This is a genomic window from Staphylococcus felis, assembly GCF_003012915.1.
GTDB lineage: Bacteria > Bacillota > Bacilli > Staphylococcales > Staphylococcaceae > Staphylococcus > Staphylococcus felis.
Map to the genome: position 1 here is coordinate 261,528 of NZ_CP027770.1, position 23,858 is coordinate 285,385.

Sequence of the window (23,858 nt, forward strand, 5' to 3'; positions counted from 1 at the left end):
ATACACCCCTTTATATTCAATCTTTAGCTAAATTGTAACATATCTAGTTGATTTCTTAACTTAGCGGTATCAAGATGTTCACCAATAATCACAATTGTGCGAGGCTTATCCGTCTGTCCAACTGTATCAAATAAAGGTACTTGGTTCGCAAATTGTACTAAAATGGTCTCATTTGGCATATTTCTAAATGTCACAAAGCCTTTAAGTCTTAAGATATTGTCTGGTAAATTTAATATAAATTTCACAAATTCATCTTGATTGATCGGATTCTCAAATGCATACTTCAAACACTGATATTGAGCGTGAGCATGATGTCTATGATCCGACGTCACTTTCTGTAACTGCCCCATCTCCCCATTATCAATTGATTGTTGTATTTCACCAAATTGTGTGAGCGAAATAGCACAGTTTGGTGAAATTTTTCTTACTTCTTCAATGACCTTTTGACATTGTGCATCGTCTACGAGTTGATCCACTTTATTAATCATAATACGTTGGCTTGCACGTATCTGGTCTTCCATGAGTTGTTCTGTTTGTGTCGTTAGAGTATGTCTTGATAAAAATCTTAAACTATCAACAATACAAATCGCTTCCGGATAACGTACTATCCCTTCCAATGAATTATCTTGGCATGCCATTATAATATCGATTGGATTTGCAATTCCAGTCGCTTCGATTACGATTCGATCAACATTTTGCTGAACAAGTTGATGAATTTGAGCAACAAGGTCTTGTTGTAAATCACAACATATACAGCCTTGAGTCATTGATAATTGGATATCATATTGGTCTAAAATATGGCTATCTACATCAAAATCTCCAAATTCATTTACAATTAGGGCAACTTTCTCATCTTTTTTTAATAATGACGTCATATAATGTTTTAGGAATGTGGTTTTTCCGCTTCCTAAAAACCCATTAATAAGAATAATTTCGATTTGTTTTTTGAACATTTTATTGTACCTTTCATAAATAATCTACAAATTTGTTATAATGTATGTGTAAATCTGACTTTTAGCTTGATTAACTTTGCATAATCTTCTAAAATTACTGCATGCTATAATTTTAAAATAGCATAGATTTAAGAGGGAGCGACTTAAATCAACTCAATTATGGACGGATTCCCCATCCGTGATAAAGAGAAATACGGATCAAATGTTTGGAGGAGAACTAATATGTCTGACCATTTAAACTTAAAAGAACAAGTATGCTTTAGTTTATATAACGCACAACGTCAAGTTAACCGTTATTACTCAAATGCTATCTTCAAAAAGTATAACTTAACGTATCCTCAGTTTCTTGTTTTAGAAATATTATGGGATGAGTCACCCGTTAACGTCAAAAAAGTAGTTACGGATTTGGCACTAGATACTGGTACTGTTTCGCCATTGCTAAAGCGTATGGAACAAATGAATCTAATCAAAAGGGAACGTTCTGAAATTGACCAACGTGAAGTTTTTGTTCACTTAACGGATAAAAGTAAAGAGATGCAACCTAAACTTAGCAATGCATCACAAGAAGTGGCAGAAGCATCATCGTTAACTCCTGATGAAATCAAAGAATTAAATCGTTTACTTGAAAAAATCATTACTGCTTTTAGTGAATCGAAGTAATTCTTAAAGCATTTCAATAGCATTTATCAATGAAGTGCATGCTATTAGCTTTACTATAGATTTCCATTAACAGGGCAGTGTTAATTGATTCAAAATGAAGTTGGGACAAAGTTATTTAGGGCATGAGCAACATTCAAATGATAAATAAAAGATTTTTTTATTCTTAAGTTACGAATACGCTTTCAATAACCCTCTTTCATATCAATACGCGTTTTAAAGTATAAATACTTTGTCCCAGTTTCATCGCACTTAAGGTCATCTCCCTCTATTTAATATCCATCTTACCATTCTTTCTTTTTTTTAATTCTGACGGTGTGACGTCTTGAACGATACGACCTTCCTTTATCTCAATAATACGATCAAAACGATCTATATATTCAATGTCATGCGTTGCGACAACCAGTGTCTCAGCACGTTCATGCAAAAGGTTTATTATCATTTGTGTACGTGTGTGATCAAGACTATTCGTTGGTTCATCTACTAACCAAACGGATGCTTTTCGAATGAGGAGCCGTGCAATCGCTAGACGTTGAAACTCTCCCCCTGATAATGCTGTTTTGTCCATCGTGATAAGACGATTCAACCCAATATGAGAAAGTCCGACTTGATCTAATGCCCACCGACATGTATCGTCGTCAACTTCAGTTAACAAATTATCTTTAATTGTTCCATCAAAGTAGTGTGGATCTTGAAGTAAGATATTCATTTGTTGAAGATAATGTCTTTCATCTATTTCATCAACTTCCTTTTCACCAGCGTATATTGTACCTTCAGATACGTTATATAAGCCCATCAAAACATGTAATAGCGTCGACTTACCAGACCCTGAGCTTCCTACAAGTGCAACATGTTCACCTTTTTTAATCGTTAAGTCTATATTTTTAAGAATTGGTCGCTCACGGTAAGTATAATATAAGGCAACGTCTTTTAGCGTAAACAAAGGGTCACCTATTGTTATATGACTCATTTGATAATACGTTTGACCGCCCCTATTATGACGATATTTCGTAATTTCCTCAATTTGTTTTTGCGCTAAATCTGTTTCTCCCTTATAGTATGGAACTTGTGACATCGCGACCAATTGTTCTAATAACGTTAAAACCATTAAGATGATACTTGTCATATATATCGGATCTAGAACTTGATGTTTAATTTGATAAACACCTAAAATAATGCTCATCAAAAGTGCAATCATAGATACTAAATTCAGTATATAATTATAAAGGATATGAAAATTTCGCTCTCGGTGTTCTGCTTGATTCAATTGCTGTTCGGCTTTTTCTACACGCTGCTGAAAAAGCGCTACACTATTAAAGCGACGCAAGTCATGTTGTCCTTGAACTTGATTATAATAATGACTCATAAGGTGTTGCTGTTGGCGATTGACTTCCTGCTTAACCAATCGTGCTTGATATGCAACAAGTTTCGGCATGATAAGCAATGTCAGTAACATTGTAACACCAATAATCAGACTGTGTCCCCAACTGATATAGTAAAAAACAATCATCGACATCAGTGAGATAATACTAATTACAACAGGCGGATAATACACTCGCAAATAAATATTTTGTAGTGTTTCCACACTTGTCACCATACGGCCTAATAAATCACTTGCTCTGAAATGTCGAAACACATCCGGCACAATTGGACTGAGTGCTTGATACATAGTGACACGTACATCTCTCAACATTGTAAAAGTAGCCCGATGAGAATATAAACGTTCAAAATAACGTGTTATCGCCCTTAAAAACCCAAATAGTTTAACCGTCACAATGAGTCCCATTAAAGCGTATAAAGGCGCACCTAAAGCACTTTGAGTAATCATATAGCCACTTAAAAAGAACATCCCTAAGACAACCATCCCACTCAAAACACCTATCACAATAGCTATCAAAAGATCTCTATCCCATTTGACATTGATTTTTCTTTCATTGCTCTTTTCGTTCATGATTACAATCCTCCCTTCCTCCACTATGACTCTGGCCTTAAATCGACGCTAATCTTTGTATCGTCAGCATCAATACGGCCTTCTTTTAAATAGATTCGACGGGTGGCATTTTGAATTGTTTGTTGACGATGCGCAACCGTTAATCGTGTCGTGTCTATAAAATGCGTTGTTAATGTATCTTGAATCACCATTTCAGTTTCCATATCCAAACCAGTAAAAGGCTCATCTAATACAAGAAAATCTGGATTCATAATCAGTAGGCGAGCCAGTTCAAGTCGTCTCATTTCACCACCTGATAAAGCTTCCCCACCTTCTCCTATATACGTATCAATGCCGTTTTTTAATTGGTCAATCAAATGCATTAGCCGTACTTCTTCTAAAGCTTTATAAATAATAGTCTCATCTATGTCATGAAACATTGTTATATTTTCAGCTATTGTCGCATTAAATATATAAGGATGTTGTGATAAATAGCCAGTCCGTAAATGCGCTGTACTATAGGTGACAGTCCCTGAGTTTGGTGTGAGTTCTCCAAGGATTAACTGTACTAGTGTTGACTTCCCTGCACCACTTGGTCCTACTAAAGCGATATGATCACCTTCATAAATATCTAAATGAATATCTTGAAGTTGCCAATCACGGCTTTCAGAATAACTATAACGAACATCGTTAACACGTATCAAAGACGGTTGATTCGTCTGAGTCATTGGGCGTTGAATGTCATATCGTGGCAACTGTAAAGCTTCATCAATAACTTGACTTGCGCCTTCACTTTCTTTGCCCGTATGAAAAGCTTGTCCTAAATCTTTAATGGCATTGTAAAATTCAGGCGCCATAATGACAGCGATAGCAGCCACCTTAAAATTAATTGATTTAAAAACAATTAAGCTTAATCCGACCTCCAAAGCGACAATCCCAATACCCAGCATACTAATAAACTCTAGCATCAAACTCGATAAAAAGGCACTCTTCAGAATAATCATCGTTTTATCTCGAAATGTCGTACTTTCACGATGTACTGTTTCTACAGCTTCATGTGTACGATTGAATATTTTGAGCGTCACTAAACCTTTTGTTAAATTTAAAAAACGCTGACTAAATTGATTTAAAAATGTCATCTGATCTCTCGCATCATCACGCGTTTTAAGACCAAATATAATATAAAAAATTGGAATAAAAGGTGCTGTAATCATCATAATTAATGCAGTTTGAATATGTACAAACCACATCGTTACAATAATTGCTAAAGGTATCATCATCGATTTAAAAACTTGTGGTAAATAGACCCTATAAAATGGAAGCATCTCAGACAATGTATGTGTCGCTGTAGTAAGTCTTGCTGCCACATGCTCCTTATTTTTTTGTGTTAATAAAAGATGTCTTATTTTTGTACGAACACGATGACTAAGTCTTTCACCCATCAAATCATTTAAAAATGTAAATGTTGCACGCATCAACAACGCAACACACAAGATTAAAATAAGCCCCATCCAATCTGAATGTTGATCAAATAATAAGCGATCGAGTATCGTGCCAATCATAATATTTTGAGTGATTACTGATAACGCTAGAGCGATACATATTACCGCCATAAATATTGGGTAAATATAAAATTGACCCATCCATTTATAAAGATGTTTCATTTTGTTATATCACCTCTTTATAAGTAGTCATAACCATTATTGTACATGTTATAGGATAGTGTTTCACTCAAATGTACCTCTATAAGCACTAGAAAAGCATGTAATTTTGTCAGACTTTTGACCGAAATTATGATTTATTTTAAGACAGTTTTTGGGGAATTGTGCTATGATATGCTATATTGTAATTGAAAATTTAAATATAAAGAGGTTAATTTTATGCTATTTTTTGAATTGATTAAAGCCCTTATATTAGGGATTGTGGAAGGGTTAACAGAATTTGCTCCTGTCTCATCAACAGGTCACATGATTCTAGTTGATGATATGTGGCTAAAATCCAAATCGTTTTTGGGGCCTGAGTCCGCTTTTACATTTAAAGTTGTCATACAATTAGGGTCTGTGTTTGCCGCTGCTTGGGTGTTTCGACACAAGTACTTTGAAATGTTACATATTGGACAATATGCACCTGAGAAACAAGAGGGATTCCGTTCTAAACCTCGTCGCTTGAAGTTAACACATATTTTAGTTGGGATGCTTCCTGCTGCGATATTGGGCTTTTTATTTGATGATTTAATCGAAAAATATTTATTCAGTGTCCCTACTGTCTTAATCGGCTTATTTTTAGGTGCTGTTTATATGATTATAGCTGACAAATTCAGTCGCAGTGTACGTAAACCTATTAAAGTTGATAACATCACATATTTCCAAGCTTTCGTTATCGGTTTGTCTCAAGCGATTGCGATGTGGCCAGGTTTTTCTCGTTCTGGTTCGACTATTTCAACAGGGGTTTTAATGAAATTAGATCACAAATCTGCCTCTGACTTTACATTTATGATGGCAGTTCCTGTCATGTTAGGTGCAAGTGTCTTATCAATTGTGAAACACTTCAATTATATTGAACCATCTCATATTCTATTTTACATTTTTGGTTTTATCGCTGCATTTATCGTTGGCTTTATCTCAATCAAAACATTTTTAAAATTAATCCAAAACGTCAAATTATTACCATTTGCGATTTATCGTATCGTTCTTGTTGTTGTCATTGCCGTTGTTTATTACGGTATTATTAAATAACTTCAATAACGTATGTCATCACTAGACCATTTTTTGAACTGATGCACTTTATCACATGTATCAGTTCTTTTTTATAGCCATTCTACTAAAAATGTAGATTCAAAAATCACCAGTCGTTTGATGACATTACAAAATGGGTAGAATATTTAAAGTATCTCAACAATTGGAGGCAACGTTTATGAATAAAACAATCAAAACTATAATTAACGTCATACCTATTTTTTTAGTCCCTTTAATATTAGAACGTCAAAAAGCTAAAGCGCATCCAGATGTTCAAAACGTCAAAAACGCCACAATACGTACTTCAAAAACAGTTGCTCATAAAACTAGTGCATTCACATCTCATGTTAAAGATAAAGTTGTGACAAACTCAAGCGAAATCAAAGAAACCATGATGATGCGAAAACGACGTCACGATTACAATAAAGCAATGAAACAAGAAGCCGACCGTCAACGTGAACTTCGCCCTGAAAACGTACGCAAACGTGGTCAAAAATTGCAAAAAGAAAACCGTAATGAAATCAGCAAAATGAATAAAAAACTTCAAAAATCGATTGACAAGCGCCATAAAGAGGAACAAAAAGACATTGATAAGCGTCATAAGCAACTTCAGAAAAATATGGAGAAAATGCAAAAATATGAACGCAAAGTCGGCTATACCCCACATTCGCTCGATCAACAAACAGAAATTCTTGGCGAAAAACTTGAAAAACAGAATAAAAAAGAAGTTCAAAAAATGAATAAAAAACTTCAAAAATCAATAAAAAAACGTCATAAAGCAGAAGAGAAAGCAGCTCAAGATCGCCAAAAGCAACTCAAAAAAGATATGGAGAATAGCCATAAACACGATACTAAATCCAGTCATCATAGCACTCTTGATTCAAATCACCACACTACTCAAGAAGGTGCACACCGCATCAAAACATTATCAGAACTGAAGACTATCGAAGCACAATCCGGCGAAAAGCCGTATAGTCATTCACCTAAAACAAATCAGCCAACATCAAAGCTATCCAATCATCAGCACACTACTTCTGATGATGGTCTTGATCATGCTTCATTATTTGAAACACATTACCAAAATATGGCACAACATATAGCAGAAACTCAGCACACAGATCAGGATGAAGCGTTGAATCGTACATCTAAAAACTCTGTCAAAAAGCAAGAGCGCTAATGCGTATTCTTATCGATGGAGATGCCTGTCCTGTCATTGAATCGGTCGTAAGATTGACTTCAGGGACGGGCATTTTAGTTTATCTTTTCCGAAGTTACGATCACTATTCACTTCATATATATCCTGATCATGTACGTACGAAATATATCGATGGTGGACGCGATGCTGTCGACTTTACCCTTATTCAATATGTAACCTCACAAGACATAGTCATTACACAGGACTATGGTTTAGCCAGTTTAATTTTAAATCGAGCTCAATATGTCATGCATCACAATGGGCGACGATATACTCAAGACAATATCGAGCAATTATTAGCCCAACGCTACCACAACCAACAAAAACGCCGGAAAACTAAGCGTTATGGTAAAGGTCCAAAAGCATTTGATGACTCACAACGACGTCATTTTGAAGCTCAATTTCTAAAATTAATCCACGCAAATTAATCATTAACGTATCAATATATAGATGATATGTTATGATTTGAAGTGACTGATTAAATTATTTAGGAGGTTTTTGAATATGATCAAACGCGTAGCAGTATATTGTGGTGCAAGTAAAGGTAAAAATAAACACTATGTAGAAGAGGCTTATCAATTAGGGAAGTACTTCGCTGAACAAAACATCGAGCTCGTATTTGGAGCTGGGTCGATTGGTATTATGGGCGCTATTCAAGATGGTGTATTAGACAACGGTGGAACTGCAATTGGTGTTATGCCAAAACTATTAGATCAACGTGAAATTACAAGTCAAAAAGTGACTGAGCTCATACTAGTCGATAGTATGCATGAACGTAAACAAAAAATGGCTGACCTTGCAGATGCTTTCGTTATTGCACCTGGTGGGGCAGGATCTCTAGAGGAGTTTTTTGAAGTATATAGTTGGGCTCAAATTGGACTTCACCAAAAGCCTATCGCAATTTATAATATCAATCAATTTTATACCCCTCTCTCTCAACTCCTTCAGCATATGATTGAAGAAGGGTTTATTGATAAAAAATATGAACATTTAGCCGAACTTTACGACACACCTTCAAGCTTGTTAGAAGGGTTAAAAGAAGCTAAACCTTTTACGACTCGCACATATGATTAAGCCGTTTGGGACAATGTCATTGATGACTTTCAGTAAAAGCTAATATTGTTGCGAAAGCGATGAGCGTTTGAGCAGAACTTGAGCGATTCAAGATAATATTTCACAATTCTCAAAGAATCGCAAAGTTCTGTTGACTGCTTTCGAAACATTGTGTTGAAGTCCGCTTATTTGCTCCTAAAATCCGACTCACCCTACCATTTATAACACTTTTTGATACCTTACTTGTTTTTTTAGCGGATGGTAAGCGTTTAATTTAGGCTTTTCAAATTCATCATATTTTGACATACCAATTTTTTCCATCACTCGTATTGACGCGCGGTTTGATTGTGCTGCTATCGCATAAACTTCTGAGATTCCTTGTGATTGCGCATAGTCTAGTACTGCTAATGCGCCTTCTGTAGCTAACCCATTTTCCCACACTTCAGGGATTAAACGCCACCCAATTTCATAAAAAGGCAGTTCTTTAAAAGCATAATCGCTCGCTTTTGGAATATAATTCAAACCGATAAACCCTATCCAACTGTGCGTCGCCTTTAATTCGACTGCAAATAACCCTATTTGATGTTGTTCCAACGCTTGTTTCATAGCATGAAAATCCAATTCTGATTTCCGATAACTTAATAAACTAGGAAAATATTGCCGTGCTTTTTTATTAGCATTTAATTGTTGTAACCATAGCAAGTCATTCATTTCCCAGTCACGCAAATTTAAGCGTTCTGTTTCGATGTAGACTGTCACAGCCTCATCCCTCCCAAAACAAAACTAATATAATAAATAGGAGTAGGTTAAAATTCCGTTTTACAAACAGATTTTACTTCCCACCCCTATCACCTCATAGTACATCAGTTTAATTTTCATCGTACTGATATTTATATTTCTTTCAAAGCTTAAACAATTATGCTCTTGAAATATAGCTAATTAATTGCACTTTAACTGGGATTTCTTTGATACGATCCAAATTTTGACCTTTTTTCGTTGTAAACACTACATCAATCAAATCGCGTTTATGATTCAAACGATATGTCGCAACGTATGTTTCCCAGTCATGTTCAAAGTTAGGCTTTAACGCGATAGATCGATTGACTTCACTTGTTGAATCAATCATCGTGTAACCTGTAATATTTTCAAATTCACGGCCTAACTCAACTAAATTCATCTCACGACCTTCTAACTTTTCAAAACTTTTTTCATGCATACTTGTGTCCCTCTTTTCTCTACGTTCATATATGTGTTTTTTTACCCTATCTTTTAAATAATCAAACGCAATCATTTCGTTCAAGATTGCTTCTATTATTCTGTTGATACATCTTTTTTGTCATCCGTTTTTGAATTGCTATTTTGATGTTCATCTTGACTAGATTCTTTTGATGAATCCGAATCTTCATGCTGATTTTCTTTATCATCACTTTTTTCTTTGTCTGTTTTTGACTTTGAAGATTGACCGTGTTCTATGGCCTCTTCTGTATTTTTGATTTCTGAATCTAACTTTTCACTTTTTTCTTTAAGCTGTTTATTTTCTTCTTGCAGCTCTTTTTGTTCTTTTTCTAAAGATTTGATTTCTTCTTGTAGTTTATCTTTTTCATTGTTGCCACAGCCAGCTAAAACAAATACAGTTAGTATACAAATTATCCATATTTTCTGCATATTTTCTCTCCATTATTTCACTCAGTTACTTTTCATTTTAGCATGTTTCAATTGTCTTCGCATAACGATATTAATCTTCAATAATCTTAGTCATAATCACCTTTTGAGCAGTGTATCCTAGCTTTTGATTTAATTGGCGCATTTCCTCATTATCTACACGCACCGTACTCATAATCTGTTTTGCACATAATGATTGCGCCCATGATTCTATTTTCCGCTTCAACTGATATGCTATACCTTTTTGGCGATGCTTTGGATGGACATAGAGCGATTCAATGATTACTTGTTGCATTGGGGAATCAAAATGGGACCAAATGTAGGCTATCATCTGATGATTTTCGTCTAATTTTACTTGAATTAAATCGGTGGCGTATTTAAGTCGATGAATCATCATTTCTTCATACAACTTCACTGTTAAGCGTGATGATTTCACGGCTGTTGTGGGGTCATCATGTAATAAAGCAGCGTGTTTTTGTGCTATTTCATGGATGATATGTCTGTCACTTGATTGAAGGGTAATCATTCTATCACCTCCCTTGTTGATTTATCGTAAAATAGCCGTCATAATAGATACATCTTTAATCGTATCATTTATGAAGTGGGGGTGCTTACTATGAAAACAACAAACGAATTAACGAAAGAAAACAACGTCAAATCATTGCGTTTAAATAATACAGACCGACAAATTTTTGAAAGTTATATGACTTATGTTCGAGCGGACATGCGCGTCAATGCCCATGATTCAGAAATTGTTTTACAACGTATTTTAAGTCATTTATTAGAGGCTGAGGATAAAGGGATGCATGCGATGGACTTTTTTAACCACAATCCCAAAAAACATGCAATAGAAACAATCAAAGCACTACCTAACCAAACATTTATTAATATTTTTCGCTATATTTATAAGCATATTCTCTTTCTTTTCGCTATTTTTTGTTTCTTGAAAGGATTTTTAGGCTTTTTCATACAAGATACCCGCATCTTTGTATATACTTTCCCTATCACTTTTTTAATGGGGCTTTTTGCAACATTTCTATTTATATGGGGTTGCTTTAAAATGGTTCAACTCCAAGCCTTTAGTTATACAAGATGGTCTTGGTGGGCGGGATATATCATTTTAATTATGATGGTGATATTTATTTTTAACATCTTTTTCTTTCCACAAACATATCTACAATTTGGACCATACATCCATATTCATCATTGGATTTTTATAATTGTCTCCATTTTGATTATTCCTTTAGCAATGATTCAAGAAAGTCATATTCAAAACGATCCTGGCGCCTCTTGGAAATAGTTTGTATGCCTTTATACTAACAGACGGCTGAATTGAAGACTATGTTATCCCCTTCAATTCAGCCATCTCATCATTCTAATTAATCATGAATGCATCTATTACAAACCATATGATCATTAATAACATTACTAAGCCTTGTGCGAATACGCTTGAAAAAAAGGCTACTAATGACCCTACACTCGCTTTAAGTGCAAAGGGTATATCTTGTTTTTGAATCATCTCTATCACAAAAACAAGTATAAAAGGAATGACGATAACACCAAAGGGTGGAATAACAAAAGAGCCGATAATCACTCCTAATAAAGCCGCCCATTCTCCTTGTTTACTTCCACCAAATCTCTGAACAAAAAAGCGATTCATCATTAAATCAGATATAAATATAAACGCAGTCAACAAAATCATCGCAATCCAAAATATCCAAGAGAGCGTACCGTGATTGATGCCTAAGTCATATATTAAAAATCCTATCCATACAAATAAAACAGAAGGAATAACAGGCTTAATTAGGCCTATAAACGCTATTACAAATGAAATGATGATCAGTACGCTATAAATGAAGTTCAATACTGTAACTCTCCTTTCCTATGTTTGAACACGTTTTCGCGTAAATAAAATTAATACAAAACCGCATATAAGTGATAGTGCAGAAGCATAAAACACATTACCTAAACCTATCCAGTGACTCATTGCTCCACCAAGTAAATTACCTAATAATTGGCCCACTACCATTGCATTGGCAAATAATGTGGATGCATAACCTGGAAAACGCGGTAAAATGTCCTGAAAATAACTAATACCTATCCCTAATAAAACAGCTAAAAAGGCCGCCAAGAATATCTGTCCTAGCAACATCATCGCAACACTTTCAAAAATGCCTATACTTAAAAAGAAAAGACTACCTGATATTGCAGCATAAGCTAAAAGTGTTCGCGTTTGTACTTTGCTTGCAATCATACCTAATATAATCATAAATGGCACCTCTAAGCCCGCACATAAACTCGCAAGATGTCCGACATACTTCTCATCTTCACCTAAATATCTTGTAACATAAAGTGGCATATTTAACGTGTACATCCATTGGCCAATATGCAATAAGATAAAAGCAATAAATGGTACAATCAGATACGTTTGACGCAACATTGAAGGTGCGTTATCTTCTGTTGCTGCGTTACCTCTGACATGTGCTGTTGTTTTAACATCTTTAAAAAAGAACACTTGCAAAATCAGTGTCGTCAATATAATCGCAATCGTCCCCCCGAACAACCCGTTATATCCCCAACTTTGATTGAGTAAGTTTCCAACAAGCGGTCCAAATAAAAAGCCAAAAGAAAACATCGAACGAAGCACTGAGTTCGCAAATATGGCACGATCACTTGATGTAGACTGATTAATAGATTCTCGAGCCGATGCGTATAATTGCGGCATAGCTGGAGCGAATAAGCCTTGGAACACGGCATATAAAATAATAAATAACGTAATTGAATCAATAAAAAATGGCAAACTAAAACTTAAAGCGCCCATGAATAGTGAGAAAATGATAATCACTTTTCGATTAATAGGATGCGTATCTGAGAAGCGTGCTACAATTGTATTCATCGTAAATTGACTTAATGCTGCCAAAGCTAATAATAAACCAAATTGATTCGTACTCATGCCTAAAGCATTCGTAGCAAACAAAATAAAAAACGGGACCGTTACAGCTATCCCCATCCCAATAAACATCATATTTACAACAAACAATTTGTAGTTTTTAATCGTTAGTAATTCACGAAACATGTATTTCTCCTTCACTTTTTGACATCTGTTTATAAACCATAATTATGGTCATTAGATTGAACGAATGCTTTAAGAATACTAATAAATGAGCTTACCTGTGGTAATTGCAACATACTCATATCATAACTTAAATATGTTGAACGAATGAGCGACTGTTCCTCAATATCAACCTTTAACATTGTAAACTGCTCCGAATCCAAATCCTTAACCATAATTTCAGGTAGAATAGTCACACCTACCCCTGTAAGTAACAACGCTTTACAAGTCGCAACTTGATCCACTTTAATACGCGCATGATAATCTTGTGACATATGGTGGCGATACCATGTCTTAATTTGATTGATATAAACTGGATCCGCTTGAAATTCAATAAAAGGCAACTTATGTAACACATTTTCTTTATTTTTAGGATAAATAAAGTAATGCTTATCATCCATCAAATGATCATTATGCATATTCAATAATTGATTGCCTCGCACTATCATCATATGGTAATCGTTATGATGCGCTTTAATGTGCTCACTAGACCCTACTTGTAGTTGAATTTCAACATTCGGGTATTCTTCAGTATAGCGACTCAAAACTTCAGGCATCACAGTTTGTCCAATTAAAGAAGAACATCCAATTGACAGTGTTCCATTAATCGCACCTACATGCGCTTTAATTTTATCTTGAAATAAACGCTCTTGTTTTAACATTGTTCTTGCATGTTCAATAACCATTGCACCCTCAGTTGTTGTAATGAGTTGCTTTTTCGTTCGTATAAAAATATCCACACCAAAATGGCGCTCGATTGACTTTAAACGTTGTGTCACGGCAGGTTGTGAAATATACAAGCGCTCTGCCGCTTTTCTTAATGTTCTCGTTTCGTCCAAAGTAGTAAGCAAACGGTAATCATCAATTTTCAAAGCTTATCCTCCTCTACACAAAGAAACACTAGACTTTTGTCCAGTGTGCAGTTTTGACCTCTATTTTACACGCTGATTGACCCACATCAGTTTGATGCATTATCAAATGGCAAATTATTTATCCTTTTTTATGTGCTTGCGATTGATTTTTTTGTAGCAATATAGTGCCTTTTCCTGAATACTATTAAAATCTTCAAAAATTTGAACCATTAATTGATGCGCAATGATATAAGCTTCGTGATATTGTTTTTGTGTAATTTGTTTCGTTCTAAGTGCACGTTTTAAATCGTCTTCATCGACTAGCTCATATTGACCATTAGGTAAAACAAGCACATCCAAACATAAGTCTACCGTACGCGCTTTACCCTTTTGTGTAATATTTTTAAGATTAATATCAAAATAATATTGCAATGGCTGGCCTCGATCATTAAACATCACAGTCATACTGTAACGTTTCTTTTCTGGCAAAATCTGTAACCATTGATAATGATCATCCGCAACAATCATCCGTTCTCCTACAACAGTCACCTCTAAAGGTTCTCTTACTTTATGCATTGTAATTAAACCGATAATACCTTTGAACTTGTTATTATTGACCTTCACTTCAATATAATCATGATCTAAGAGGCGACGCCAGTGACGTTTATCTAAATATTTAATTTTCACAGTCACGATCCCCCCTTTTATTTTATTATATAAAAATAGAAGTTTAATGTCACTTCATCTATTCAATGACGACTCTTTTATGACGACTATAGCACGCCATACTTTTCAATATGCTTAATATCCTTCTTTGTTTAGCTATCCTTTTTCACAAAAAGCCCTTCAAAGTTATCACATATACGTGTCACCTTGAAGGGGCATCAAACTTCTCAATACTATTTATGATAATTCTACATTATGAAAGACATGCTGTACATCTTCTAAGTCTTCAAGTACATCTACTAACTTTTCGAATGTTTCTTGATCTTCTTGTGATAATTGTACTTCCGTCTGTGGTAACATTTCGAATTCAGCAACTTCAAAATCTTGAACACCTAATGTTCTTAATGCTTGTTGGACTGTGGCGAATTGATCAGGAGCTGCATAGACAATTGTTAAATGCTCATCATCTAGAACGTCACGTACATCAATATCTTGTTCCATCAAATGTTCTAAAACTGTATCTGCATCAAACGCTTCAAATGCAAACGTAGCTGTATGATCGAACATATATGCTACGGATCCAGACACACCCATGTTTCCACCATTTTTACCAAATGCGGCACGTACGTCTGACGCAGTACGGTTTACATTATTTGTGAGCGCATCAACAATTACCATCGAACCACTTGGGCCAAATCCTTCATATCGAAGTTGATCATAATTCTCTTCTCCGCCACCTTTTGCCTTTTCAATGGCTCTATCAATAATATGATTTGGTACATTATATGTTTTTGCACGTTCTAAAACGAGTCTTAATGATTGATTTGATTCTGGATCTGGTTCACCCGACTTAGCTGCTACATAGATTTCTTTACCAAATTTCGCATAAATTCGACTCGTGTTTTTATCTTTTTGAGCTTTTTTCTCCTTGATGTTATTCCATTTACGTCCCATGATTCCATCTCGCTTTCGCATACTTTTTTCAATATGCTTTATTATACATTGTTTTTTTTCATTTAATCAACAGTCTCAATGATGTACGCTTTTAAAAATATAAGGAATCATCTCTTTCGCATATTCACTATTGTCAACATTGTATATCAATAATCGTCCATCTTGATATAATGTCATATCGTAATCTTTATATCTTAATCGTTTGATAAAAGGATTTTGGATTAACGTAGATACCTCTTCTTGCAGAGGGGCTTCAAAATAGTCAGCCTTTAATCGAATTTGATACACACCGCCGCATAACAGACGCATCTCATCTAATTTCGTTTGTGCAAGTCGTTGATAAATATGTTGGCCACACACTGCACAGTCTTCCTCTTTAAGTGATTGTATCGAAGTTCTGCGCATTGTTCCTTTAAATATATCAGTTGTAACCATTGTATATGAGAATGTGTCATGCATGAGATAATAAAATAACTCAGACACAACAAAACTACTTGCCAAATGTACAGCAGGTGGCAGTACGCCATATACATCACAACTTTCCATCGTTTCTGGAACATCTGGCATCACGCAATGTAGACACGGACCATCTTGATCAATCGGAAATACACTGACCTGACTTCCAATCACAGCCCCATATATATAGGGAATATTTAATTGGCGTGTTGCTTCATTGATTAAATAACGTGTTTCGAATTGATCGAGCCCATCAAGCACAATATCTGGCTTTACTTCTTCTAGTATCCCAATAATATTTCGGGCTGTGATTTCTTCATTTAAAGGATCGATTTCTACTTCATGATTCATCGCAACTAATCGCTTCTTTAATGCGAAAACTTTCGGCATCATCTCCTCTACATCAGCTTCAGTATAGCCGCTTTGTCGATGCAGGTTGGTTAAAGATACAATATCTTTATCAACAATTGTCAGCTTTTTAATTCCACTACGCACAAGTTGTTCAGCTATACCGCTTCCCAATGCTCCAACTCCTATAATAAAGGCATGTAGTTTTTGAAGTTTTTGTTGTCCTTGCTGACCAAATGGCGGAAATTTAACTTGTCTATCGTATCTATCCATTAAAGAAACCCTAACCCCTCAGAAGGACTAGATTGTACTGCATTATATTTGATAGGAATTCGTCCTGCTTCATAACTTAAACGTCCCGCTTCAATCCCCTTTTTCATTGCCTCAGCCATTTTAGCTGGATCTTTAGCACGCGACACTGCAGAATTTAATAAAATAGCATCTGCACCTAACTCCATCGCTTCAGCACAGTCTTTAGCAGAGCCAATCCCTGCATCAACAATAACCGGAACTTGGCTTTTTTCAACAATATATCGTAAGTTAAGCGGATTAGAAATTCCTCGTCCTGTCCCAATCGGAGAAGCTAACGGCATAATCGCATGTACACCTAGTTCTTCTAAACGTTTCGCCAAGACAACATCATCTGAAATATAAGGACAAACAATATATCCTTTTTCTAATAAAATTTCACAGGCTTTATATGTTTCAATAGGATCAGGTAATAAAGTATCATCATCTCCAATGACTTCAACTTTTATCATGTCACAAATCCCAGCTTCTTTCGCTAATTCAGCTATACGTACCGCTTCTTCTGCTGTTTTTGCTCCGGCTGTATTTGGAAATGTAATAAATTTGTCAAGGTCAACATTAGCTAAAGGATTCGGTAAACTTTTGTCATATAAACTCATACGTCTAACCGCAAATGTCAGCACTTCTGTTTCCGAAGCTTTTATCGCTTCTTCCTGAACTGTCTCATTATCAAACTTTCCAGTACCTAAAAACAATCTTGAATTAAACTCTAAATCTGCAATTTTAAACATCTTATCCGCCTCCAACAAATTCTAAAAGTTCTAATCTATCATTTGGTCTTACTTTTGTAGTTGACCATTCTGAACGCTTAACAACCTTCGCATTCAGCTCAACAGCCATACGTTTCGCTTCGATTTCAAAATGATTTAATATATCTTGTATCGTTGTATGTTCTTGAAATGTTTGTACTTCTCCGTTGACAATGACTTCCACCTTCATCCCCCTCTCTCATTCCATAATTTCGATAATTTTTGCACATTTTCAAAATTCTCGTTAAAAATACTCCCGATGCAAGCAATACCTCTAAATCCTTCCGATAATCGTTGCACTGTTTGGCAATTAATCCCACCAATCGCAACCAGTGGCAAACCTACTTTAAGCGCTTGTTCTACTTCTATTAACGTCCTCGGTTGTTGATTTGGTTTGGAAGCTGAATGGAATAAATGACCAAACATGCCAAAATCAATATGATGTTGCATCGCTTGTTGTATAGATTCAACTCGATGCACAGACATACTAACGGAAAAATCGGGATGTCGTTTTTTGGTTTCAAAAGCAGCTGGATCCATTTCTCTAAAATGAATACGTCTCACACCTAATTTTAATGCTAGTAAGAGATTAGAGTGGATGATGATTTTTTCTTTAGGAAACCCTTGTTGCATAAGGCCTCGTACCCAACTTAAAAGATCATCTTGTTCCATTGGCGTTCTTAATATGACGCCATCAATGAATGGCTCGACCTCCTTGAGACGATATTGATGTATTTGTCTTAATGTTTGAAAAGGTGTGACTGCTATCATCACTTTGACACCTCCTTGAATACAAATAAAAAAGCTACTTCTCTAAATAAATAGAAAAGTAGCTGAAAGCACGACGAAATGCCACTTTCCTACGCCAGTGCGAACTGGATCAGGTTCAGGAATTTCGAAATAACACATTTCGATCTCAGCCATTAATAATGGCACTTCCAGTGGTTTAATATATGTTTATAAAATTTACCTTTTGACCATACGAGCTAATTTTAACACGTATCGTATAATACGGAAAAGGTTTAAGAACAAATTAAATCCCATTTCGCGAGGAGAGAATTGCCCTCTTTTTAGACGATTAAAATCATATAATGTATATAACAAGAAGAGTAACACACCTACTATCGCTATCACAGTATGCAACATTGGATTATGTATAAACCAACTGATTATACTCATGACAATCAATACGATGAATGTTACAAACAAATATTTTCCCATATTAGAAGCATCTTTAATGAAAAAATAACCGATGAAACCAAATACGATAAATCCTAAAACAGCTATAATGACATTTTGAATCAATAGATTAGATCCTAAATCTTCTATAGTATACATCAATGTAGCATATGATAATAAACCTGAAATAATTGTATAAATATGAGACATAATAATACCACTAAATCTCGCACGTTGAACTACCATTGTGACCAAAATCAAAACCAATAATCCTATAGATAACGGCTTCCGCCATTCTATAGGTAAAAACTGCCCTAAATAAACAAAAACACCAAAAATCATCCAATAATACATAAAATAAAGCCAAACCTGACTATACTTCTTTTTTTGATTCTCATTGCGCATAACATGTCACCTTCCTTTAAAATAATACCCTTCATACAATATTACAAACTGTTTAATGTTCTGTTATGGGTTATCTATCATTCATTACCAAAACACTTATAAAATCAATTTAAGTTAGAGATTCAATTACAAAAAATATTTATTACAATATTACATATTTGTAACAACTCCCACAAATATAAAATTCTTTGTTATGATGAAAAAGAATATTTTAACGAATCAACGTAATTGCAAAACAACTTTTAAGGAGGCAATACATTGAAAAAATTAGCATTCGCACTTACAGCTACTTCTGGTGCTGCAGCATTACTTACGCAGCACGACGCTGAAGCATCCACGCAACATACCGTACAATCGGGTGAGTCTTTATGGAGCATTGCTCAAAAGTACAATACATCAGTTGATCACATTAAACAATCAAATGATTTATCAAACAACCTTGTATTCCCTGGACAAGTCTTAACAATCGGAGGCGAAGGACAAGGGTCAAACGAAGCATCACTTAATTCCAACGGTACACATGTTGTTTCACCTGGCGAATCTTTAAATGTGATTGCTTCAAAATATGGTGTCACTGTCCAAGATATCATGAACGCTAACCAACTTAGCAATTATTTAATTCACCCTAATCAAACATTAACCATTCCAGGTGGATCAGGTGGGGCCTCACCTTCTATTTCAAATGGCCCTTCTAACGAAACAGTTCCGTCACCTGGAGGGTATACAACACCGACATTCAATGATCAAAACCTTTATGATTGGGGTCAATGTACATGGCATGTATTCAATCGTCGTGCTGAAACAGGACAACCTATTAGCACTTATTGGTGGAACGCCGATCATTGGGCAAATAACGCTGCTAAAGATGGTTACAGTGTTGATCATAATCCAACAGTAGGTTCTATTATGCAAAATTACGAAGGTCCAGTGGGTCATGTCGCATACGTTGAACGCGTAAACAGCGATGGCAGTATTTTAATATCAGAAATGAATTATAATACACCGCCAGGTACAATGGATTATCGTACAATCCCAGCATCTGTAGCTTCTTCTTATAATTATATTCATTAATCATTATAAAAATGGTAACAGAACGACCTTCATCGTTGTGTTGCCATTTTTTATACTTCAAAATTATTACAATATTAATCCTCTTTTAATAAACACCTATTTTTTACAAAGTTTATAGTTTTATCGAGTATTAACCTAATATCAATCCCTATATATATTTTCTTTAATCATCATCATATTTTTAATATTAATTTTTATAAAAATTACAGAAATAATAAAAAATATATTGAAAATCTTTTTTATTATTAGTATTCTTATGATACTGGGACATGGCTCGTTATATCTCAAAAACTAACATGTTGTTTTCAGTCAATAGGTGTTCAATAGCTTTATTTGCTGTTCAAATTCTACATGTTTTTGTCCCAGCAAAAAATAAACAAAAGATAAGGATGATGCAATCTATGTTTACGAAGAGGCAAAATGATCATTTAACACGAAAGCGTTACGCGTTACGAAAGTGTGCTTGGGGCTTAGGTTCTTGTATCATAGCTACTCAACTTTTCTTATTTGTTTCGCCTGCTAATGCTTCCGCACAAACTACTGATCCTATCATGACAAACACAGAGCAAAATTCAAAGTCTTTAGAAAATAATAGCACTCATGAAAATACGGTTTTCAATCAAACTACTGATTCAGAATCTACAGTTGAAAACCCCCAAAACGATACAACGAAAAACCTAGATGATTCTCAATTGCGAGAGGCGTCAACATCTGTTGATAACACTTCTGAACAGAGTGAATCGTCTTCTGATACACCTGTTGAAAATCAAAATGATACTGACAATTCTTCTGCTGATGCTTCTGTTGAAAATCAAAACGACACTCCTAGCAATGATGAGTCTTCTGATACACCTGTTGAAAACCAAAATGACACTCCTAGCAATGATGATTCTTCTGCTGATACATCTGTTGATAACCCAAATGACACTCCTAGCAATGATGATTCTTCTACTGATACACCTGTTGAAAATCCAAATGACACTCCTAGCAATGACAATTCTTCTGATACATCTGTTGAAAATCAAAATGATTCTCCTAACCATGATGATGAGTCTTCTGATGCATCTGTTGATAATCAAAATAATTCTCCTAATCATGATGCTGAGTCCGATGTTAAAGATCATGATAAGGAACTATCAAATATTGAAGACAATCAAAAACCCGCTAACAATGATACTTCACAAGTCAAAAAGACTGTCGAATCAAATTTAAGAACTGCAACTCAAAACAACACAACCGATGAGAATAAAGAAGAAAAAGTAGAAGAGAATAAGGTACAACAACATCAAAACAAATATCCGATTATTTTTGTTCATGGGCTAGCAGGCTTCTCTTCTGACAATCGCCCACTCGGTTATCCAAGTTATTGGGGTGGTTCGAAATATCAAGTGATTAAACGTTTACGCGAAGAAGGTTATGACGTGCATGAGGCCAGCGTTAGTGCGTTTGGTAGTAATTTCGATCGCGCTGTCGAATTATACTACTACATTAAAGGTGGTACGGTAGATTACGGTGCTGCACATAGTCAAGAAAAAGGACATGAACGCTATGGTAAGACATATGAAGGGGTCTATAAAGACTGGAAGCCAGGCCATAAAGTCCATTTGATTGGCCATAGTATGGGGGGAACAACAATACGTATGCTTGAAGAACTTTTACGTAATGGCTATGACCCTGAAAAAGACTACGGAAAAACAAACAACTCTGAAGTGTCCGAACTCTTCCAAGGCGGACATGATAATATGATTGCATCTATTACGACACTAGCTACACCTCACAACGGTTCCCAAGTTGCCGATAAATTAGGCAATAAGGACTTCATTCGCTCCCTCGTATTCAGACTAAGTAGCCTTGTAGGGACAAAACATAACACGTTTGACATTGGTTTAGGGCAATGGGGGCTTTCGCAAAAAGAATCAGAGTCTTTAATTGATTATCTTAAACGCATTGAGAATAGCAACTTATGGGATTCAGACGATAATGCCTTTCATGATTTAACAGTAGAAGATACTGTAAACCGATTTAATAATCAAACATCAATTAACCCCAATATTGTCTACAATACGTACACAGGATCAGCAAGTAAAGAATCACCTATTACACATCACCATCGCGCTACACCTTATATGTTTGGATTACTACATGCGGTAAGTTTCCTCATAGGTAACGATAAAGACCCAAAATGGCGCGAAAATGACGGAATTGTTCCAGTTATTTCTGCATTAGCGCCATTCACACAACCTTTTGTGAAAGCTGGTAGTACGATTCAAAAAGGCGTGTGGCAAGTCCATGATGTAATGAAAGGCTGGGATCATGCTGACTTTGTTGGATTAGACTTTTTTGACATTCGTCGCACAGGTGCTGAATTAGAAAAGTTCTATCATAGTCTCATGGATAATATCAAACAAATTGAAGCCATTGACACACCTGCACGTCAATTAATGTCAGCTTGATTTAGGAGCTGGGACATAAATATCCCAGTAATCGAAAAACTTCGAGATTTTCGTAAGCATTTACGAAAAATCTCGAAGTTTTTCCTTATTCTTAATATGTTTAATTTTATAAAAATACATTTAAAATCAAATAAAAAATACCTGCAATAATAGCAGTAATCGGTAAAGTAATGACCCAAGTAACAATCATGCGTTTAGCTGTATTCCAATGCACACCTTTAATACGATTAGATGAACCTACACCTAAAATTGATGATGAAACAACGTGTGTTGTAGAAAGTGGAAAATGCAACCAAGATGCTGTGAAGATTGTCAATGCTGATGCTAAATCAGCTGATGCGCCATTAGCGGGACGAATCTTCATAATATTGCCACCCACTGTTTTAATAATTTTCCATCCTCCAATTGCTGTACCGAGCCCCATTGCAGCTGCACAAGAAACTTTAACCCATAGCGCCGGCTCTACACTCGTTTGCATATTTGCAACAATTAATGCCATAGTGATAATCCCCATTGATTTTTGGGCATCGTTCGTACCATGTGAAAATGATTGCAATGATGCAGTAAAGATTTGGAAAAAACGAAAATTACGATTGGCACGTGTTAGGTTTGCGTTTTTAAATACCTTTTTGACAATTGTGTAAATAATAAATCCTACAATAAAAGCGATAACAGGTGATAATATGAGCACTAACACTATTTTTGTAAATCCTTGATAGTGCAAAATATTAAATGATCCCGCTGAAGCGATTGCAGCACCTGCGATAGCACCGATAAGCGCATGCGATGATGAGCTTGGTATGCCATAATACCAAGTCAATAAATTCCAAACAATGGCCGCTAATATAGCCGCTAACACAACTACTAATCCATTATCTAAAGTAAACGGGTCGACTATTTCTTTTGTAATGGTTGAGGCAACACCTGTAAATGTCAATGCACCAATAAAATTCATGACAGCTGCTAAAAGAATCGCATGCCTCGGTGATAATGCACGAGTGGACACCGCAGTAGCCACCGCATTTGCCGTATCATGAAACCCATTGATAAAATCAAATACTAACGAGAATATGATAATCGCTACAGTTATAAGCATTAAAAACTCCATGTATAAGGACTC

The 23,858-nt window shown here is 35.4% G+C and carries 26 protein-coding genes and 1 riboswitch; of the genes, 8 read left to right on the forward strand and 18 right to left on the reverse strand.

What is annotated here, in order from left to right:
- Positions 1-23: 23 nt before the first annotated feature.
- Entirely contained in the window at positions 24-953 is a 930-nt protein-coding gene (locus C7J90_RS01280) for a CobW family GTP-binding protein (RefSeq protein ID WP_103207418.1), read from the reverse strand.
- Between the two features lie 222 nt (positions 954-1,175).
- Here C7J90_RS01280 and mgrA point away from each other — a divergent pair, with 222 nt between their 5' ends.
- On the forward strand, positions 1,176-1,613 hold the full coding sequence (mgrA, locus tag C7J90_RS01285; protein ID WP_103207417.1) for a global transcriptional regulator MgrA: 438 nt from the start codon (positions 1,176-1,178) through the stop codon (positions 1,611-1,613).
- A 265-nt stretch (positions 1,614-1,878) separates the two neighbouring features.
- Here mgrA and cydC read toward each other — a convergent pair whose 3' ends face one another.
- Together cydC and C7J90_RS01295 are read right to left on the reverse strand one after the other, a co-directional pair.
- Entirely contained in the window at positions 1,879-3,561 is a 1,683-nt protein-coding gene (gene cydC, locus C7J90_RS01290) for a thiol reductant ABC exporter subunit CydC (protein ID WP_103207415.1), read from the reverse strand.
- A gap of 23 nt (positions 3,562-3,584) precedes the next feature.
- A complete protein-coding gene (locus C7J90_RS01295) occupies positions 3,585-5,204 on the reverse strand; it encodes an ABC transporter ATP-binding protein/permease (RefSeq protein ID WP_103207414.1) in 1,620 nt (539 codons plus the stop codon).
- A gap of 216 nt (positions 5,205-5,420) precedes the next feature.
- Between C7J90_RS01295 and C7J90_RS01300 the strand changes: the two genes are divergently transcribed.
- The 4 genes from C7J90_RS01300 (at position 5,421) to C7J90_RS01315 (ending at position 8,544) form a co-directional block, all read left to right on the forward strand.
- Positions 5,421-6,275 carry an undecaprenyl-diphosphate phosphatase gene (locus C7J90_RS01300; RefSeq protein WP_103207412.1) on the forward strand — a complete coding sequence of 285 codons (855 nt, stop codon included), beginning with the start codon at positions 5,421-5,423 and terminating at the stop codon, positions 6,273-6,275.
- 178 nt (positions 6,276-6,453) lie between these two features.
- Positions 6,454-7,452: a hypothetical protein gene (locus C7J90_RS01305; protein WP_103207411.1), complete on the forward strand. Its 999-nt coding sequence runs from the start codon at positions 6,454-6,456 to the stop codon at positions 7,450-7,452.
- Positions 7,452-7,898 (forward strand): YaiI/YqxD family protein, encoded by a 447-nt coding sequence (locus C7J90_RS01310; RefSeq protein WP_103207409.1) that lies wholly within the window; start codon positions 7,452-7,454, stop codon positions 7,896-7,898. The genes C7J90_RS01305 and C7J90_RS01310 overlap by 1 nt, the downstream gene beginning before the upstream one ends.
- 79 nt (positions 7,899-7,977) lie before the next feature.
- The gene (locus C7J90_RS01315; RefSeq protein ID WP_103207429.1) at positions 7,978-8,544 is read left to right on the forward strand and encodes an LOG family protein; all 567 of its coding nucleotides are present in this window, start codon (positions 7,978-7,980) and stop codon (positions 8,542-8,544) included.
- Between the two features lie 198 nt (positions 8,545-8,742).
- Here C7J90_RS01315 and C7J90_RS01320 read toward each other — a convergent pair whose 3' ends face one another.
- The 4 genes from C7J90_RS01320 to C7J90_RS01335 form a co-directional block, all read right to left on the reverse strand.
- Positions 8,743-9,282 carry a GNAT family N-acetyltransferase gene (locus C7J90_RS01320; protein ID WP_103207408.1) on the reverse strand — a complete coding sequence of 180 codons (540 nt, stop codon included), beginning with the start codon at positions 9,280-9,282 and terminating at the stop codon, positions 8,743-8,745.
- 157 nt (positions 9,283-9,439) lie between these two features.
- Positions 9,440-9,739, reverse strand: a complete 300-nt coding sequence (locus tag C7J90_RS01325; protein ID WP_103207406.1) for a hypothetical protein — start codon at positions 9,737-9,739, stop codon at positions 9,440-9,442.
- A 95-nt stretch (positions 9,740-9,834) separates the two neighbouring features.
- On the reverse strand, positions 9,835-10,188 hold the full coding sequence (locus C7J90_RS01330) for an SA0632 family lipoprotein (protein WP_103207405.1): 354 nt from the start codon (positions 10,186-10,188) through the stop codon (positions 9,835-9,837).
- A 70-nt stretch (positions 10,189-10,258) separates the two neighbouring features.
- A complete protein-coding gene (locus C7J90_RS01335; RefSeq protein WP_103207403.1) occupies positions 10,259-10,711 on the reverse strand; it encodes a GNAT family N-acetyltransferase in 453 nt (150 codons plus the stop codon).
- Between the two features lie 90 nt (positions 10,712-10,801).
- Here C7J90_RS01335 and C7J90_RS01340 point away from each other — a divergent pair, with 90 nt between their 5' ends.
- The gene (locus tag C7J90_RS01340) at positions 10,802-11,485 is read left to right on the forward strand and encodes a DUF1129 domain-containing protein (RefSeq protein ID WP_103207401.1); all 684 of its coding nucleotides are present in this window, start codon (positions 10,802-10,804) and stop codon (positions 11,483-11,485) included.
- Between the two features lie 75 nt (positions 11,486-11,560).
- On the opposite strand, the gene C7J90_RS01345 is transcribed toward C7J90_RS01340, so the two are convergent.
- From C7J90_RS01345 to C7J90_RS01390, 10 genes are all read right to left on the reverse strand, one after another.
- Complete coding sequence (locus tag C7J90_RS01345; RefSeq protein ID WP_103207400.1) at positions 11,561-12,049, reverse strand: DUF456 domain-containing protein; 489 nt, start codon at positions 12,047-12,049, stop codon at positions 11,561-11,563.
- Between the two features lie 18 nt (positions 12,050-12,067).
- Complete coding sequence (locus tag C7J90_RS01350; RefSeq protein ID WP_103207398.1) at positions 12,068-13,261, reverse strand: sugar efflux transporter; 1,194 nt, start codon at positions 13,259-13,261, stop codon at positions 12,068-12,070.
- Between the two features lie 29 nt (positions 13,262-13,290).
- Positions 13,291-14,169: a LysR family transcriptional regulator gene (locus C7J90_RS01355; RefSeq protein ID WP_103207397.1), complete on the reverse strand. Its 879-nt coding sequence runs from the start codon at positions 14,167-14,169 to the stop codon at positions 13,291-13,293.
- A 114-nt stretch (positions 14,170-14,283) separates the two neighbouring features.
- Positions 14,284-14,835: a ribonuclease FAU-1 family protein gene (locus C7J90_RS01360; protein WP_167388983.1), complete on the reverse strand. Its 552-nt coding sequence runs from the start codon at positions 14,833-14,835 to the stop codon at positions 14,284-14,286.
- 216 nt (positions 14,836-15,051) lie between these two features.
- Positions 15,052-15,768, reverse strand: coding sequence for a YebC/PmpR family DNA-binding transcriptional regulator (locus C7J90_RS01365; RefSeq protein ID WP_103207394.1), 717 nt, complete (start codon positions 15,766-15,768; stop codon positions 15,052-15,054).
- Positions 15,769-15,843: 75 nt separating this feature from the next.
- Positions 15,844-16,845 (reverse strand): ThiF family adenylyltransferase, encoded by a 1,002-nt coding sequence (locus C7J90_RS01370; protein ID WP_103207392.1) that lies wholly within the window; start codon positions 16,843-16,845, stop codon positions 15,844-15,846.
- Positions 16,845-17,612: a thiazole synthase gene (locus C7J90_RS01375; protein WP_103207391.1), complete on the reverse strand. Its 768-nt coding sequence runs from the start codon at positions 17,610-17,612 to the stop codon at positions 16,845-16,847. Before C7J90_RS01375 ends, C7J90_RS01370 begins: the two co-directional genes overlap by 1 nt.
- A 1-nt stretch (position 17,613) precedes the next feature.
- Positions 17,614-17,814, reverse strand: a complete 201-nt coding sequence (gene thiS, locus C7J90_RS01380) for a sulfur carrier protein ThiS (RefSeq protein WP_174688353.1) — start codon at positions 17,812-17,814, stop codon at positions 17,614-17,616.
- Between the two features lie 2 nt (positions 17,815-17,816).
- On the reverse strand, positions 17,817-18,401 hold the full coding sequence (locus C7J90_RS01385; protein WP_106465076.1) for a thiamine phosphate synthase: 585 nt from the start codon (positions 18,399-18,401) through the stop codon (positions 17,817-17,819).
- A 69-nt stretch (positions 18,402-18,470) separates the two neighbouring features.
- Positions 18,471-18,580: riboswitch (TPP riboswitch) on the reverse strand.
- A 16-nt stretch (positions 18,581-18,596) separates the two neighbouring features.
- Positions 18,597-19,214 carry a Bax inhibitor-1/YccA family protein gene (locus C7J90_RS01390; protein ID WP_103207386.1) on the reverse strand — a complete coding sequence of 206 codons (618 nt, stop codon included), beginning with the start codon at positions 19,212-19,214 and terminating at the stop codon, positions 18,597-18,599.
- Between the two features lie 258 nt (positions 19,215-19,472).
- On the opposite strand from C7J90_RS01390, the gene C7J90_RS01395 reads away from it, so the two are divergent.
- Positions 19,473-20,285: a CHAP domain-containing protein gene (locus C7J90_RS01395; protein ID WP_103207385.1), complete on the forward strand. Its 813-nt coding sequence runs from the start codon at positions 19,473-19,475 to the stop codon at positions 20,283-20,285.
- A 551-nt stretch (positions 20,286-20,836) separates the two neighbouring features.
- Positions 20,837-22,738, forward strand: a complete 1,902-nt coding sequence (gene lip / locus C7J90_RS01400) for a YSIRK-targeted triacylglycerol lipase (RefSeq protein WP_158701887.1) — start codon at positions 20,837-20,839, stop codon at positions 22,736-22,738.
- 106 nt (positions 22,739-22,844) lie between these two features.
- On the opposite strand, the gene C7J90_RS01405 is transcribed toward lip, so the two are convergent.
- A complete protein-coding gene (locus C7J90_RS01405; RefSeq protein ID WP_103209345.1) occupies positions 22,845-23,846 on the reverse strand; it encodes an inorganic phosphate transporter in 1,002 nt (333 codons plus the stop codon).
- Positions 23,847-23,858: the final 12 nt, after the last annotated feature.